This is a genomic window from Pantoea sp. Nvir (assembly GCF_009829915.1).
In the GTDB taxonomy this organism is placed as follows: Bacteria; Pseudomonadota; Gammaproteobacteria; order Enterobacterales; family Enterobacteriaceae; genus Pantoea.
Map to the genome: position 1 here is coordinate 55,820 of NZ_SZZW01000001.1, position 15,799 is coordinate 71,618.

12 protein-coding genes and 1 pseudogene are annotated in these 15,799 nt (G+C 43.6%); 5 read left to right on the forward strand and 8 right to left on the reverse strand.

The annotated features are described in order from the left end of the window. Window positions 1-31: 31 nt before the first annotated feature. Genes astB through FD729_RS00245 form a run of 4 tightly spaced genes read right to left on the reverse strand, consistent with a single transcriptional unit; the run spans window position 32 to window position 5,071 of the window. The gene (astB, locus tag FD729_RS00230) at window positions 32-1,360 is read right to left on the reverse strand and encodes an N-succinylarginine dihydrolase (protein ID WP_159931303.1); all 1,329 of its coding nucleotides are present in this window, start codon (window positions 1,358-1,360) and stop codon (window positions 32-34) included. Continuing rightward, the gene (astD, locus tag FD729_RS00235) at window positions 1,357-2,826 is read right to left on the reverse strand and encodes a succinylglutamate-semialdehyde dehydrogenase (protein ID WP_159931304.1); all 1,470 of its coding nucleotides are present in this window, start codon (window positions 2,824-2,826) and stop codon (window positions 1,357-1,359) included. The genes astB and astD overlap by 4 nt, the downstream gene beginning before the upstream one ends. Next, a complete protein-coding gene (gene astA / locus FD729_RS00240; protein WP_159931305.1) occupies window positions 2,823-3,854 on the reverse strand; it encodes an arginine N-succinyltransferase in 1,032 nt (343 codons plus the stop codon). The genes astD and astA overlap by 4 nt, the downstream gene beginning before the upstream one ends. Beyond that, complete coding sequence (locus FD729_RS00245; RefSeq protein WP_159931306.1) at window positions 3,851-5,071, reverse strand: bifunctional succinylornithine transaminase/acetylornithine transaminase; 1,221 nt, start codon at window positions 5,069-5,071, stop codon at window positions 3,851-3,853. Before FD729_RS00245 ends, astA begins: the two co-directional genes overlap by 4 nt. Before the next feature lie 1,167 nt (window positions 5,072-6,238). On the opposite strand from FD729_RS00245, the pseudogene chaA reads away from it, so the two are divergent. Next, window positions 6,239-7,336 (forward strand): annotated as a pseudogene (gene chaA / locus FD729_RS00250) (sodium-potassium/proton antiporter ChaA). 139 nt (window positions 7,337-7,475) lie between these two features. Here chaA and kdsA read toward each other — a convergent pair. The 4 genes from kdsA to hemA form a co-directional block, all read right to left on the reverse strand. After that, window positions 7,476-8,330: a 3-deoxy-8-phosphooctulonate synthase gene (gene kdsA, locus FD729_RS00255; RefSeq protein WP_159931307.1), complete on the reverse strand. Its 855-nt coding sequence runs from the start codon at window positions 8,328-8,330 to the stop codon at window positions 7,476-7,478. A 553-nt stretch (window positions 8,331-8,883) separates the two neighbouring features. After that, entirely contained in the window at window positions 8,884-9,717 is an 834-nt protein-coding gene (prmC, locus tag FD729_RS00260; protein WP_159931308.1) for a peptide chain release factor N(5)-glutamine methyltransferase, read from the reverse strand. Window positions 9,718-9,719: 2 nt separating this feature from the next. After that, window positions 9,720-10,799, reverse strand: a complete 1,080-nt coding sequence (prfA, locus tag FD729_RS00265; protein WP_159931309.1) for a peptide chain release factor 1 — start codon at window positions 10,797-10,799, stop codon at window positions 9,720-9,722. A 43-nt stretch (window positions 10,800-10,842) separates the two neighbouring features. Then, window positions 10,843-12,099, reverse strand: a complete 1,257-nt coding sequence (gene hemA / locus FD729_RS00270) for a glutamyl-tRNA reductase (protein ID WP_159931598.1) — start codon at window positions 12,097-12,099, stop codon at window positions 10,843-10,845. 199 nt (window positions 12,100-12,298) lie between these two features. On the opposite strand from hemA, the gene lolB reads away from it, so the two are divergent. The 4 genes from lolB to pth all read left to right on the forward strand — a co-directional run bounded on the left by lolB (window position 12,299) and on the right by pth (window position 15,712). Further along, a complete protein-coding gene (lolB, locus tag FD729_RS00275) occupies window positions 12,299-12,958 on the forward strand; it encodes a lipoprotein insertase outer membrane protein LolB (protein ID WP_159931310.1) in 660 nt (219 codons plus the stop codon). Beyond that, window positions 12,955-13,824, forward strand: coding sequence for a 4-(cytidine 5'-diphospho)-2-C-methyl-D-erythritol kinase (gene ispE / locus FD729_RS00280; protein WP_159931311.1), 870 nt, complete (start codon window positions 12,955-12,957; stop codon window positions 13,822-13,824). Before lolB ends, ispE begins: the two co-directional genes overlap by 4 nt. 121 nt (window positions 13,825-13,945) lie before the next feature. Beyond that, window positions 13,946-14,893 carry a ribose-phosphate pyrophosphokinase gene (locus tag FD729_RS00285; RefSeq protein ID WP_159931312.1) on the forward strand — a complete coding sequence of 316 codons (948 nt, stop codon included), beginning with the start codon at window positions 13,946-13,948 and terminating at the stop codon, window positions 14,891-14,893. Between the two features lie 231 nt (window positions 14,894-15,124). After that, window positions 15,125-15,712: an aminoacyl-tRNA hydrolase gene (pth, locus tag FD729_RS00290; RefSeq protein ID WP_159931313.1), complete on the forward strand. Its 588-nt coding sequence runs from the start codon at window positions 15,125-15,127 to the stop codon at window positions 15,710-15,712. Window positions 15,713-15,799: the final 87 nt, after the last annotated feature.

Here is a 15,799-nt window from a genome sequence, read left to right on the forward strand (position 1 = left end):
GAGGTAAAAATAGCGTACTGATACTAGATTACTAAAGTTGGAATGGGTACAAACTTCCTAAATTCAAGAGTTGAGTCAATTCGTCCAGCGCTTCACGTCCTTCCTTCAACAGTTGCGGATCGGCGAGATCTGCCTGAGTCAGGTAATCACGGTAGTGTCGATCTACCCAATCATTCAGGATAGAGAACAGGCAGTCGTTCATCAACACTGCAGGATTAAGTGCATTCTGCTCCTGTGCTGTTAATACTACGCGTAATCTTAGGCAGGCTGGACCGCCACCGTTGTGCATGCTTTCACGAAGATTACATACCTTAAGATCGCGTATTGGACCACCCTGGTCGACTAGTTCACATAAATAGCGCCAGACTCCAGAATGCTGGTGGCACTCCTCAGGCAGCAACAGCAACATTGTGCCATCATGACGACTCAGTAGCTGGCTGTTGAACAAATAGGTGCTTACCGCATCAGCGACTGACACACGGTTCTCAGGGACTGCAATCGCGGTAAATTTTGGGATACGGTGCTCTAGGGTTGCCATTAACATAGAATCATTAATAAACGCATGTTGATGATAGAACAGTACCTCACGATTACTCACTGCAATCACGTCGTTATGGAATACACCCTGATCAATCACATAAGGATTTTGTTGTATGAATAAGGTGTAACTTTCGTCCAATTGGTGCAATCTAGAAACCGCCTGGCTTGCTTGTAGTGTTTGGCGGGCAGGATAGCGCGCTGGTACGGCGCTATCATCATAGTCGTCACGGCCATACACGAAGATCTGAAGATTACGTTCGTCATATTCTGCACCAAGACGGTTATGATTTGCCGCCCCTTCGTCTCCAAAGAGAGAAACATGAGGTAACGCATCATGCACGGCGAAATACTGTGGATCGCGGAAAATAGCACGTAGTAATCGAGCGGTCTGTGGCGCTTCCATAGCACGATGGAACTTATTATTTAAGTTAGAGACAGTAAAATGTACTCGTCCGTCAGCGCTGTCGGCAGAAGGGGACACCGTTGCAGCATTGGCAACCCACATTGCCGATGCTGAGCTGGCCGCGGACAGCAGCATAGGTGATGATTTTGATACCTGTTCCAATACTTTATCATCACTGCCGCTATAGCCCAGCTGGCGTAGCAATGGTAAATTCGGCCGCTCATGCGGAGGAACAATCCCTTGTACAAACCCCATTTCAGATAACGCTTTCATTTTTAGCAGACCTTGCTTGGCCGCCAGTCGCGGATTAGAAGGCTGATACTGATGGCGCGTCGAGGCTTCATTGCCAAATGACAATCCAGCATAGTGGTGTGTTAAGCCAACTAATCCATCAAAATTTGCTTCAATAGCTTTCACGATATCGCCTCATGTGATGAGAAATCAAGGCCCGGCGACAGAGTGATGGGCATAGTCAAATCCGGAGTCTCCAGAGACGCCATTGGCCAGGCGCAATAATCAGCGGCATACCAAGCACTGGCGCGATGGTTACCTGATGCACCGATGCCTCCAAAGGGCATGCTGCTTGCTGCGCCGGTCAGCGGCTTGTTCCAGTTGACTATGCCGGCACGTGCCTCTAGTAGCAAACGTTCAAACTGTGAGCGTGACGGTGAAATTAGGCCGCATGATAGACCGTAACGTGTATCATTGACAATCCTGATTGCCTCATCGAAGCTATCATAACGAATCACGTTGAGCAGCGGACCAAACACTTCCTCATCCTTAAGGCCACTAACATAGGTAACATCGATAATACCAGGTGTGAGTAAAGCATTACTACGTTCAGGCCAATGCATTGATAATAGTGCTGTCCCGCCTAGTGCCACACGCTGCTGCCAAGCCTGAAAAATCTTTTCAGCCGCATTGACCGAAATTACACTCCCCATAAAAGTTTGCGGTTCTGTATTCCACGCGCTGGGTTGGAGCCGTGCGCTTACCTCAACTAACCTTGTTAATAAGGCATTCCCAGATGTACCGCGCTTTACTAATAAGCGGCGTGCACAGGTGCAGCGTTGTCCAGAAGTAATAAAGGCGGATTGAATGATGATATGAACCGCTGCGTCGATATTCTCCTGATTCTCGACAATGAGGGGATTGTTACCACCCATCTCTAACACCAATATTTTTTCAGGTTGACCTGCGAACTGGCGATGCAATTGATGGCCAGTGCTAGCGCTGCCAGTAAAAAGTAACCCGTCAATTTGAACGTCAGTTGCCAGTGCCTGTCCCGTATCGTGTGCGCCTTGTAACAGAGCTAGTACGCCGCGCGGTAGACCAGCTTCCTTCCAAATTTGCACGGTTTTTTCTGCCGTCAGAGGCGTCAACTCGCTGGGTTTAAATAGTATGCAGTTGCCTGCCAACAGTGCTGGTACAATATGGCCGTTAGGAAGGTGGCCGGGAAAGTTATATGGGCCGAAGACTGCTAGTACGCCATGCGGACGATGACGTAGCGAGATTTCTCCCTTACGTTGCTCGCCGGTACGCATGTGAAATGCTTTCACCGAAATATCAATCTTGTTAATCATAGCTTGTACTTCGGTAATTGCTTCCCAACGTGGTTTACCTGTTTCGGTGGCAATAGTGTCTGCTATATCGCTTTTGTACCTCTCTAGCAACATAGCAAAACGCTCGATCAACGCCTGGCGCTGGATAAAAGGACGACGCGCCCAACCAGGGAAAGCATTGCGAGCTGCAGTGGCAGCCTCAGAGACCTGTTTCGCTGTAGCGGAATGACCTTGCCATAAAATTTTACCGAACACCGGATCAGTTTTTTGCATTGCACGGCCATCACCAGACAACCATATGCCGTTAATCATCTGCGTCATGCTTTATTATCCCCATAACCTAACATAACCACACGCAAGCTGTCTCCTGACTGTGCATGTAGTGCTTTAAGTTGGTACTTATTAAGCAAAATTTCATCTTTTTCTATATGAGCAGGTAGCAATGTTACTCGAAAACAGTTGTAAGATACATTAGCTACTAAGCAAAGCGGCCCATACTCTTTCGTGTCACCAAGTGCAGCGCTATATATGTGGCTTTTACGTATAGCACGAATATTGTCAATATCACATTCTAACGTTGGACCTCCGTCAAAGATATCGATGTAGTTACGGTAGCGGAAACCTTCTGCCTCTAATACTGCACGCGCGGGCAAAGTTTTCGCGTGTACTTGCCCAATGACCGCCTTCGCCTCAGGAGAAAGGTAGTCAATGTAAAGGGGGTGTTTCGGCATTAATTCGGCGATAAACGCCTTTTGCCCAGTACCGCTGAGAAAGTCGGCCTTGCGAAATTCCATAGAAAAAAAGCGGTTGCCCACACTTTCCCAGAATGGGGAATGGCCATATTCGTCGCTGACGCCACGCATTTCTGCGACGACACGCTCCATAAAAAGATGACGAAAATTGGCCATGAACATGAAACGGGATTTCGATAGCAGATAGCCGTTTTTCCCGTCTCGGTAGTCGGGATCGAGAAACAGTGTACAGAGTTCACTACTGCCAGTATGATCATTGCTTAATGACAATGTTGGCAGAGCTGCATAAACATTAAGCTTTTTTGAAGCATGTACCTGAGTACCTACACGAAAGTTGTACCAAGGTTCTTGCAGTCCGACCGCTACCTCAATTGCGGAGACGCCGATGGCACGGTTGTTATCGCTGTCCACCAGCACGAATACATAACCCTGTTCAGCCAGTGACAGTGAGCCTTGCCAAGTTTGTAATGAGCGCTCGATGCGGGATTGTAAGAACTGATTGTCAATAGGAAGGGATGTTAACCCACCGTCAGTTTTTTTTGCTAGTGACAATAGCTGCGCTAGATCGTCATGTTCAACTGGACGAATCACCATCATGTTTTCGATCCTCGAGCCAAATGTTCACAGGCTACAGCGAAGCGTGCCATCCCTGTTTTCACTTCCTGCTCACTAATATTAAGCGCAGGAGTAAAGCGTACCACATTAGTTCCAGCAGTTAGCACCATCACCCGTTGCTCAGCAGCAGCTAAATTGAACTCCTTTGCCTTACCCGTGTAATCCTCATTTAGCACCGCACCAATGAGCAAGCCTAAGCCGCGCACCTTTTTAAACAGGTGCAACCGTTGATTAATAGCTGACAGTGCCTCGACAATCCACTTATGCCGTTCTATAACGCCTCTCATTACATGGGGCTGATTAATTAGCTGTATTACCTTGTACGCCACTGCACCAGCTAACGGATTACCACCGTAGGTAGTGCCGTGCGTGCCTACACTCATCACCTGTGCAAGATCTTCGCTCGTCAGCATAGCTCCAATGGGAAAACCACCTCCCAGTGCTTTAGCTGTTGTCAATATATCAGGCGTTATCCCATAGTGCATATAGGCGTAGAGCGAACCGGTGCGGCCTACACCACTCTGTACTTCGTCAAAAATCAGCAGTACCTTATGTTTTTTGCATAGTGTATGCAAACCACGCAAAAAAGCGCCATCAGCAGGTAGCACACCGCCCTCACCTTGAATAGGTTCAACAATTACTGCGCAAGTATGATCATTAATCAACTTTGCAGCGGCTTCAAGATCATTAAATGAAGCGTGGTAAATATCAGATGGTAGCGGCGCAAAATCTTGTGAATAGGTTGGTTGTCCTCCTACTGAGACTGTAAAGAGAGTACGGCCGTGGAAGGAATTAGTGAAAGCAACAATGCCACTTTTGTTCACACCAAAACGATCATGCGCTACCTTACGAGCTAACTTTAGAGCCGCCTCATTGGCCTCTGCACCAGAATTACAGAAGAAAACACGATCGGCGAAAGTAGCCTCTATCAGCTGTTTTGCTAAAAGTAAGATGGGTTCGTTAGTATAGCCGTTTCCGGTATGCCACAGGCGCTCCGCTTGTTCGGTGAGTGCTCTCTGCAAGTCTGGATGAGCATGCCCTAGTACATTAACAGCAATACCACCAGTAAAATCCACATAGTCCTGGCCACTCTGATCCCAGAGTGTAGATCCTGAAGCATATACCGGTACAAAATTAGCTGGTGTATAAACCGGCACCATCCATTGATCAAAATCGTAACGCGAAACCTGCGGTAACATAATTATTTCTCCTGCTTTCTCTCTGGCACACAGGCAAGTAAAGAGAATGTTTTAAATTTGCACAATATGAGTAAAAGCAGAACTACTGTAAACTACAGCTTACATGGCAGCTAGAGGAATAAATGCATAAAACAATGAGGAAAACAGAAAATCAATAAGTTACATATAAATATTATTCAATAATATTGCATATATATTGAATAATTTCATCTTTTTTATGACATTGGGGCAGATCTAACAGAAAATTTATAAATTTATAAAAGGTAATAGTGCTTCTATAATTTCTTTTAAATTTCATTCTTCCATTGGGAGATCGGCTTACAATTTAAGCACATTAAATTAACAACTTATATAAAAATTAAGGAACGATATCTTCTTGACTAAATGTGTACGCTAGAAATGGATCTTCCCTGCATCTTTTATCAACTCATTATTATTTAGAAGAAAAATAAAAGCACACTCAAAATTGATACATCGGAACTGAAATAGAAAAGTTTGATATTGATATTCTTATATCTATGTTGGTTACTGTTTCCCAATTTTATGACACAACAAGAAATTGGTACCTTCCTATAGAAAGGAGAACATAATGTGTAGATAGAGTGGATAGAATAATATAGAAGTTGTCCGGTATTTAAGAACTGCATGTATACAATATATTGGCATGTACTTACAGCGTAGAAATCAATAAGATTAGCTAGAGATCACTCCCCAATAGTGATGATGGGAAATAGATAGTTCACTACTTATTTAGACTCTCCCTAAGTCTAATCGTATTAATTACTAATTTTAGTAGTGATTATGATAGTAACTAAGGTGATAAAGAGGAGTACGGTGTCTATATAGTGCTAAATAGTTAGCCTATCGAAGTGGTGAGATGTTCTATATATATTTTATATATTAAGCTTTCGTAAAGCAAAAAATTTTTTCATTTAAGGATCTTTTTAAGATTACGAATACGGACAAAACTGTAATTTTACTTTGCATCTAAAAATATATTTATTAATCGATAAAGTATATGGCAATGAATATTGCTCTGTTCTATTTTTTAGAAATTATTTATCGAAATTTACGTCAATAAAAAATTTGCAAAATTTTAATACAGTGAATTTTTACTATTTCATAAAGTTCTGTTTAGGTTTCGCCTATGCTCTTCTTTTGGAGAGAATGGTAAATATCTATGCACAAAAAAACTATTATAAAAAGTCCCTACTGATACTACCACCTCACCTCACTTGGTCTACTATTTTTTTCAATTGTGACAAAGCACTGCATGTCATTATTGGAATCAACCTAATGGCACTAACAGCTGTTCTCAGCAGCGCCTTTAGTGTAGTACGTCATGCAGATGTACTAGCCCACTGTCTAGGTGAACCTTATGGTTCTCTGCTATTGAGTTTGCTCGTAGTCATTCTAGAGATCATTTTATTTCCGCCCTAATGGCGCCCGGTAATACCGCACCCGTACTTATGCGCGATACCCTCTACTACGTTATCATGATTGTCACTGGAGGAATGGTAGGATTTTCGTTGCTATTAAGTGGAAGGAAGTTTGTTACACAGCACCTAAATCTTATAGGAGTAAGGCAGTATCTGATCGCAATTTCTCCACTAGCAATATTGATATTCGTCTTTCCTAACGCGCTGTCAAGTGGCAATTTCACCATTAACCAGAAAATTAATTATTGAAACAATTTCAGCGATAATCTATGGTGTATTCTTACAAATTCAGACACGTACGCACTAAAACCTGTTTATATATGAAAATGAAGACGATAGTAATGGCGACGAGCCTCATCGCAGAAAACTTTCGGAGCACAATAGCATCTGGCATACCGTACGGTTAATAGTGCATCTAATTGCGGTGATCAGCGTCACTAAAATAAACGCTAGCACTCTAGAATATTTGCTTTCTTATCTTAATGTCCCAACACAGTTCTCTGGTTTTATTGTGGTACTGCTGATTTTATCTCCAGAAGGATTAAGTGCAATAAAGGCGGTGCTAATGAATCAGATGCAGCGAGCCATGAACATTTTTTTAGCTCGGTGTTAGCAAATATCTCTCTGACAGTACCTGCAGTTACCATTATCGCCACTCTAACGGGTAAGCAACTAGAGTTCGGTCTCGAACCACCGCAGATGGTGATGGTAATATCGGTAGTACTGTTCTTATGACAGATCTCCTTTTCTAATGGGCATACAAATGTTCTTAAGTTACTGCGTACTTAGCATTTTCGCTGGATATCTGTTTACTATCATGTTGTAACTATAATATTTAAATATTGGATATCAATGCCGATAACTATTGAGCTTTTGTAAAAGTTACCCGTTACTAGTTATTTTCTATAGTACATAAAGGAGGAAAAATTTATGGATCCTCTTGATCCAGCACTTTGAAGCTTTGTTTAGTTTTTGGTATCTAGTTCAAGAAAACTTTTCACCAGATCGTCAATGGCCTTTATTTGCACCAAAAACGGCTCAAGCTTGTTAAGCGGCAGCGCGGAAGGTCCATCACATTTAGAGTTATTAGGATCTGGATGTGCTTCAATAAAGAGACCAGCAATGCCGACTGCCATTCCGGCACGCGCTAATTCACCAACTTGGGCACGACGACCTCCGGAGGTTATATCCAACGAATTACGCATCTGCAGTGCGTGTGTTACATCGAAGATTACTGGTCTATTATTAGACACTTTCTTCATTACGTTAAAGCCGAGCATATCAACAACCAGGTTGTCATAACCAAAATTGCTGCCGCGATCGCATAAAATCACTTTATCATTGCCGCTTTCTATGAACTTATCTACAATATTACCCATCTGTCCTGGGCTAAGGAATTGAGGTTTCTTGACGTTAATTACCGCTCCGGTTTTTGCCATCGCTTTAACTAGATCAGTCTGGCGCGCTAAAAAGGCAGGTAACTGTATCACATCTACCATATCGGCTACTGGCTGTGCCTGCATAGGCTCATGTACGTCAGTAATAATTTTCACGTCAAAAGCCAATTTTATTTCCTGGAAGATTTTCATGCTTTTTTCGAAGCCAGGACCACGATAGGATTTTATTGAAGAGCGGTTAGCTTTATCAAATGAAGCTTTGAACACATAAGGGATAGCGAGTTTGTCGGTAACATTCACATAGTGCTCACAAACACGCATAGCAAGATCACGAGATTCTAAAACGTTCATACCACCAAACAACACAAATGGTAGATCGTTAGCAACTTTAATATCACGAATAGTGACTACTTTTTGAATCATGCTTTTTCCTTTTCTTTTATTTTATCCGAAACTTTTGAATATAATTAATTTCGTATAATACACTGAGCTTATATTTATTAGCACTATCCTAGAAAAATTCATTGATTAAGAAGTTAGAGTACCCAATATCATATGCTCGTATTTTAAATGGGAACACTATAAAAATTATGATCACGAATTTTATAAAGGTATTTGGAGTAGATCTGTACTAGTAATTGACTTTTTTTTAAAAAAATATTAAGCAATATGATTGCCTAACATATTATTTTCAATATCTTATGTTGATATATTTACATAATTAATTAAACATATCACATATTGCCATTACTCATCTCAATGAGATCCAAGCTGGAGGCAAAATATTATCGTCAGCAGAAAAATAGGAGCTTATGTAAAAGATGATGTATATAGTACATCCTATAATCTTCTTTTCTATGATTACTCCCTTGATAACTAACTTTCCTTACAAAGGAGGAATTCGATTCTTAAGATATTTCATATATAAAATTGTTTAATGAAGTAATAACAAGATCACATAGTGCGCTTATGTTTTTTAAGGTGCAGTTTGACCAAGTGTAACGCGTGGGTTACCACTGTAGTCATTTACTGTAGTAACTTGAAAAAATCCTTGCTGTTGCATCAATTCTCTCACTATCGCATCTTGTTTCCATCCATGCTCCAATAGTAACCAGCCGCTAGGTACAAGCCACTGCGGCGCCTGTGTGATAAGATGCCGCAAATCTGCCAATCCGTCCTCATTAGCTACTAGAGCGCTAAGAGGCTCAAAACGCACATCACCTTGCAATAAATGTTGATCATTCCTACCTATATAGGGAGGATTACTAACTATCAGATGAAACCGCTTGGTAAGTATATTATCAAACCAGTGGCTCATTGTGAAAACTGCATTGGGAATAGCCAGCCGTTTAGCGTTATTACGTGCTAACATAACAGCAGCATCGATGCGATCGACCCCTTGCACCTGACAATCAGGACGTTCACACGCTAGCGCTAGGGCAATAGCACCAGTACCTGTGCCTAAATCAAGGATACTTGATGGAGTAGTAGGAATACGCTTTAATGCCTGCTCAACTAAAACTTCGGTATCTGGCCGTGGGATCAGCGTCGCGCTGGACACGCGCAATGGTAACGACCAGAACTCGCGTTCACCGACCAGATAAGCTACTGGCTCTCCCTGAACGCGGCGCTCTAGCAATAAATTAAGGCACACAAGTTGCTCTGGTAGTAGTTCAGTTTTATCAAATGCTATCAGCCAGCTGTGTGACTGACCGGTCACGAACCTCAGAATGATCTCCGCGTCACGCTTCGGGCTATTACCTCCCTGCAACGCGGTAATAGCTTGTTTTAGCCAGGCATGAATCTCCATTATTACTCCTCACCGGCCAGAGCAACTAACTGATCTGCCTGATACTCTTGGACATTCGGTTCAATTAGGTTGTCGAGCTTACCCTCCATGGTTTCCTCAAGACGATGAAGGGTCAGATTAATACGATGATCGGTGACACGTCCCTGAGGAAAATTGTAGGTGCGAATACGATCAGAACATTCACCGCTGCCAAGCAGATTGCGGCGTGTGCTCGCTTCTACTTCACGGCGCTTCGCTATTTCTGCAGCGTGGATACGAGCACCCAGAACTGCCAGCGCTTTGGCTTTGTTTTTATGCTGAGATCGTTCATCTTGGCACTCCACGACGATACCAGTAGGTAGATGGGTAATACGTATAGCAGAATCAGTGGTGTTAACGTGTTGGCCACCTGCACCAGATGAACGGAAGGTATCAATTTTTAGATCAAAAGGGTTAATATCCCTGAGTTTCGCTTTAGGCAGTTCAGGCATCACTGCGACGGTGCAGGCAGAAGTATGAATACGACCCTGAGATTCGGTTTCTGGCACACGCTGAACGCGATGGCCGCCAGATTCAAACTTCAGGCGGCCATAGGCACCCTCACCTGTCACACGTGCGATCACCTCTTTATACCCACCGTGTTCGCCTTCGTTGGCGCTAACAATTTCAACTCGCCAACGGCGGCCTTCGGCATAACGACTGTACATACGGAAGAGATCACCTGCGAAAATCGCTGCCTCGCCTCCTCCGGTGCCGGCTCGTACTTCAATAAAGCATGCACGGTCATCTTCTGGATCTTTTGGGAGCAGCAGCTGTAGCTGCTGCTCCAACCGCGCTCTTTCTCCGCGCGCAAGTCGTAATTCTTCTTGCGCCATATCGCGTATTTCCGCATCATTCAGCATTAACTGAGCCGCTTCAATATCTTCCTGCGTGTGTTGCCACGCACGAAAACATTGAGTAACGTCAGTTAATTGAACGTATTCGCGTGAAAGCGTGCGGAAGCGATCTTGATCGGCGATGATACTTGCATCGCCCAGCATCGCTTCTACTTCTTCGTAGCGCTCTTGAAGCGCTTCTAATTTAGCAATAATAGAAGTTTTCATTTCGTGATAAAATTCTCATTACAGAGGGCAAAAACCAGAAAGTCTAATTAAGACCCAGGCTAGTGCGAAGTAATTGCAGCCGTTCGGTATCACCGTCGCGAGCGGCTTGCTGTAAAGATTTGGTTGGTGCATGAACTAAACGGTTCGTCAGCTTATGTGCCAACTCCTGCAGTACCTTTTGTGGATCAGCACCTTGCTGTAGTGCGACCATTGCACGCGATTCAAGAGCTTCACGAATACTTTCCGCCTGAATGCGGTAATCACGGATAGTTTCTACCGCGCTCTGGGCGCGTAGCCAAGACATAAATTCACTGCTTTCCTGCATAACTATACTTTCAGCTTGCACGGAAGCAATTTTACGCTGCGCCATATTCTGGTTAATGATCACTTGTAAGTCATCAAAGCTATAAAGATAGGCGTTAGGTAGTTTACCGACATCAGGCTCAACATCGCGTGGTACGGCAATATCAACTAACAACACTGGTTTATTACGGCGTGCTTTTAGAGCTCGCTCCAACATTGCTTTGCTTATAATTGGCAACAGACTGGAAGTAGAAGAGATAACGATATCAGCCTCGATGAGGCACATATCAATATCAGTGAGTTCTATCACTTCGGCACCTATTTCTTCCCCCAGCCGTTCGGCGTGTTTGCGGGTCCGGTTGGCTATAATAAGTTTTCGCACTTTATGCTCGCGTAAATGGCGAGCCACTAGCTTAATAGTTTCGCCGGCACCGACTAGCAGCACATGGACCGATGAAAGAGATTCAAATATCTGACGAGCTAGCGTACAAGCAACAAAGGCTACCGATACTGCACTAGTACCAATTTCCGTCTCGGTACGCACGCGTTTAGCAACCGAGAAAGATTTTTGAAACATACGCTCTAAATCACTGCTTAAGGTATGGCCTTGCTGTGACTCAGCAAAAGCCTTTTTTACTTGGCCAAGAATTTGCGGTTCCCCCAGTACAAGAGAGTCAAGTCCGCTGGCTACCCGCATCAGGTGGCTTACGGCCGCGCTGTCCTGATGCCAATAGAGACTTGGACGCACGTCTTCTTTATTAATATGATGATAGTTGCACAGCCATAGCAGCAAGTGTTCCTGCAAATCAACTTGATATTCAACACTGAGGTAAAGCTCGGTGCGGTTACAGGTAGAAAGGACGATAACGCTCTGGACCATTGGTTGGGAGAGTAAACTGTCGAGAGCCGGTCCAAGCACCTCTGGTCCGAACGCAACGCGTTCACGCAAAGCGAGAGGTGCAGTTCTATGATTTATTCCGAGAGCAAGCAGCGTCATAGCGATAATAGCAATAAAGTTGGTTTGTCCCAATAATGTCAGGGTTTTGTGAAGCGCATTCTATAAGATGTGATAGACCATGGAAAGCTATACAAAATTCATCATAGTCATATAAGATTAATTGATCATGTTCAATTTTCTGTCATCTTTATTGACTCGTTATAGCTTGGTCGTTAGCTTTGTTTATTACAAATTAAAAATGTGTTTAAGGAGAGGAGATAACTACGTGGTATCTTTTCCACCACGCAATATATTGTGCATTTTTTTGCTATTAGTGAGCGTTCTGCTAGCCGCATGTACCGTTAATAATACTCAAGGTCCTGGTCCTAGTACAACAGTACCACAGTGGAAGCAGCATCAGCAGCAGGTGGAGAAAGTCACGCGTTATAGAACACGCGGTGTTTTCGCTTATATTTCTAATAGAAAAAAAATTTATGCTCGATTTAACTGGCAGCAATCAGCACCAGACCTCTATTCTTTGCTATTGACCAGCCCACTAGGTAGCACAGAGCTACAGCTCAATGCTCAGGGCAAGACCGTACAGCTTATAGACAATAAAGGCAAAAGATACGTCAGCAACGATGTAGAAAAGCTGATCGCTCAGCTAACAGGTATGAATATTCCACTGACCAAGCTACGTCAGTGGATTATGGGGCATCCTGACAATATCAGTCAATATCAGCTTAACAGTAACTATCAGTTAAAAAGCCTGAAATATAATCGCAACGGCCAACATTGGCAGGTCAATATTCAAAGTTACGATAACAAGGTAACGCCTGCGATGCCTATGAGTATAGAGTTACGCGAAGATGACCAATGCATTATTAAGCTACGTATGGATAGCTGGAGCATTCCATGATAACCTCTTGGCCTGCACCAGCAAAACTCAATCTTTTTCTTTACATAACCGGACGTCTTATCAATGGCTACCATAAATTGCAAACGCTGTTTCAGTTTCTAGATTATGGGGACACGCTATACATCACTCCAGATCAAAGCGGTAGTGTCACTCTGATCACGCCAGTCAAGGGTATAGCCAACAAAGATAATCTGATTATACGTGCCGCAAAGCTTCTATACCAGACGGCTCTGGAGCAAAATAATTTACCCGTAAATGCAGGAGCAAAGATTGCCATTGAAAAACGGCTGCCAATAGGCGGCGGCCTAGGTGGCGGTTCCTCAAATGCTGCGACAGTTCTAATCGCGCTGAATTACTTGTGGTGTACTGGTTTCTCTTTCGATACGCTGGCAGAATTGGGGATACAGCTGGGTGCAGACGTACCTATCTTTATCAGAGGTTTTGCCGCCTTTGCGCAGGGTATTGGCGAACAGTTGAAACCTGTCAATCCGACAGAGAAGTGGTATCTGGTGGTGCACCCTGGCGTCAATATTTCCACGTCGCTGGTGTTTAACGATTCTCAGCTTAAGAGGAATTCACCCGTGCGTTCGCAGGAAGAGCTTTTAGCAGAACCATTCCATAATGATTGTGAAGCAGTAGTAAGAAAACGTTTTTACGAAGTTGATGAGCTTATTTCTTGGCTGCTAGAATACTCACCATCGCGCCTGACTGGCACTGGCGCTTGCGTGTTTGCTGAATTTAACACCGAGTCAGCAGCTCGTCAGGTGCTGGAGATCACTCCAAAATGTGTCTGCGGATTTGTCGCACGAGGTGTTAATATTTCTCCTCTGCACAGTACCCTTTTCAGAATGCAGGCGTATTTATAATGGTGTCACCTTGTTTCAGATACTTTAACTCTGCGCATTAACATACCCGTATGAATAGTGCTGTAGGATGCGCAGTGTCCGTTGGTTACTGTAACGCTGTTCATTGTTTGAGGTTTTTCTCGTGCCTGATATGAAGCTGTTTGCTGGTAACGCTAGCCCGGAACTGGCACAACGTATTGCCCACCGCCTCTATACTAACCTAGGAGAAGCCGCAGTGGGACGTTTCAGCGATGGAGAAGTAAGTGTACAAATTAATGAAAATGTACGTGGTGGAGATATTTTCATTATCCAGTCTACTTGTGCTCCCACCAATGATAATGTAATGGAGTTAGTGGTGATGGTCGACGCGCTGCGTCGAGCTTCTGCTGGTCGTATTACCGCAGTCATTCCATACTTCGGCTATGCTCGCCAAGATCGCCGCGTCCGTTCCGCAAGGGTGCCGATCACAGCTAAAGTGGTCGCAGATTTCCTTTCCAGCGTCGGAGTCGATCGGATTCTGACAGTGGATCTTCATGCTGAGCAAATTCAAGGTTTCTTTGACGTTCCAGTCGATAATGTTTTCGGCAGCCCTATTCTTCTAGAAGATATGCTACGAATTGGTCTGGAAAACCCGATTGTAGTTTCACCCGATATCGGTGGCGTCGTACGTGCACGCGCAATAGCGAAATTACTGAATGATACCGATATGGCTATTATCGACAAACGTCGTCCACGAGCTAACATTTCGCAAGTAATGAACATTATCGGCGATGTAGCTGGCCGTGACTGTGTACTCGTAGATGACATGATCGACACCGGAGGAACGCTAATCAAAGCTGCAGAAGCTCTAAAAGAGAGAAACGCAAAACGCGTCTTTGCGTATGCAACTCACCCGATTTTTTCAGGTGATGCAGTAGAAAATCTGCATAATTCTGTGATTGACCAGGTTATCGTATGTGACACCATTCCGCTTTCTAACGCAATGAAAGAATTACCGAATGTTCGTACACTGACGCTTTCTGGCATGCTTGCTGAAGCCATTCGCCGTATCAGCAATGAAGAGTCTATCTCAGCAATGTTCGAGCATTAATATTAACAATAGAAGAGACTAGTAGCGCGAATGGTTTTCTTTTGAATTTGATAATAATTTGCTAATGAATCTGTTTCTTTAAACCATATTTTTTGATTATTCCTTTCGTTAAATACCTTACTTTATTTCATAATGTTTGCTTCTTTGGCCAATCTAGGGGGGAACGTTTGTCCTCTTGTCTGCCGTTAAGTACACTAGCTTTTTCAAAACTTGAGCAGGACAATAATCATTGTGAGCAAAATTAAATTAATTGTTGGATTGGCGAATACTGGGGCGGAATATATCGCAACACGCCATAATGCAGGTGCCTGGTATCTCGATTTACTAGTGGAACGCTATAATCAGTCTTTGAAGGAAAAAGCGAAATTTTTCGGTTATACTGCACGCATTAACCCGTCTGGTAAAGAAGATATATATCTGCTCGTGCCGACGACTTTTATAAACCTTAGCGGCAAAGCTGTATCAGCAGTAGCAACCTTTTTTCGCATAACTCCGGAAGAGATTTTAGTCGCTCACGACGATCTAGATTTGCTTCCTGGCATTGCTAAATTTAAACAGGGCGGCGGCTCTGGCGGACATAATGGTCTGAAAGATATTATCAACAAGCTAGGGAATAATAATTTTCACCGTCTGCGGATTGGTATCGGCCATCCGGGTAATCGCAATAAGGTGACTGAATTTGTATTAGGAAAGCCATCTGCTAGCGAGCAAAAGCGGATCAAAGACGCTATTGCTGAAGCGGTATACTGTACTGAAGTCTGGTTGAAGGAAGCTCGTTTAAAAGCAATAAACCGGTTACACTCTTTTAAGGCAAGTTAAACTCCTTGCTTATGCTATTGATGTGTCTATAATGTGGCAGCTTTTCTTTCTCAACAATGCTTATTAATGCTGACGTTGCGTCTCAAT

Excerpts from the sequence above, each read along its gene's own strand:
- prfA (WP_159931309.1), bottom strand. The coding sequence starts at position 10,799 with ATGAAAACTTCTATTATTGCTAAATTAGAAGCGCTTCAAGAGCGCTAC.
- ispE (WP_159931311.1), top strand. The coding sequence starts at position 12,955 with ATGATAACCTCTTGGCCTGCACCAGCAAAACTCAATCTTTTTCTTTAC.
- prmC (WP_159931308.1), bottom strand. The coding sequence starts at position 9,717 with ATGGAGATTCATGCCTGGCTAAAACAAGCTATTACCGCGTTGCAGGGA.
- hemA (WP_159931598.1), bottom strand. The coding sequence starts at position 12,099 with ATGACGCTGCTTGCTCTCGGAATAAATCATAGAACTGCACCTCTCGCT.
- kdsA (WP_159931307.1), bottom strand. The coding sequence starts at position 8,330 with ATGATTCAAAAAGTAGTCACTATTCGTGATATTAAAGTTGCTAACGAT.
- lolB (WP_159931310.1), top strand. The coding sequence starts at position 12,299 with ATGTGTTTAAGGAGAGGAGATAACTACGTGGTATCTTTTCCACCACGC.
- astD (WP_159931304.1), bottom strand. The coding sequence starts at position 2,826 with ATGACGCAGATGATTAACGGCATATGGTTGTCTGGTGATGGCCGTGCA.
- astA (WP_159931305.1), bottom strand. The coding sequence starts at position 3,854 with ATGATGGTGATTCGTCCAGTTGAACATGACGATCTAGCGCAGCTATTG.
- FD729_RS00245 (WP_159931306.1), bottom strand. The coding sequence starts at position 5,071 with ATGTTACCGCAGGTTTCGCGTTACGATTTTGATCAATGGATGGTGCCG.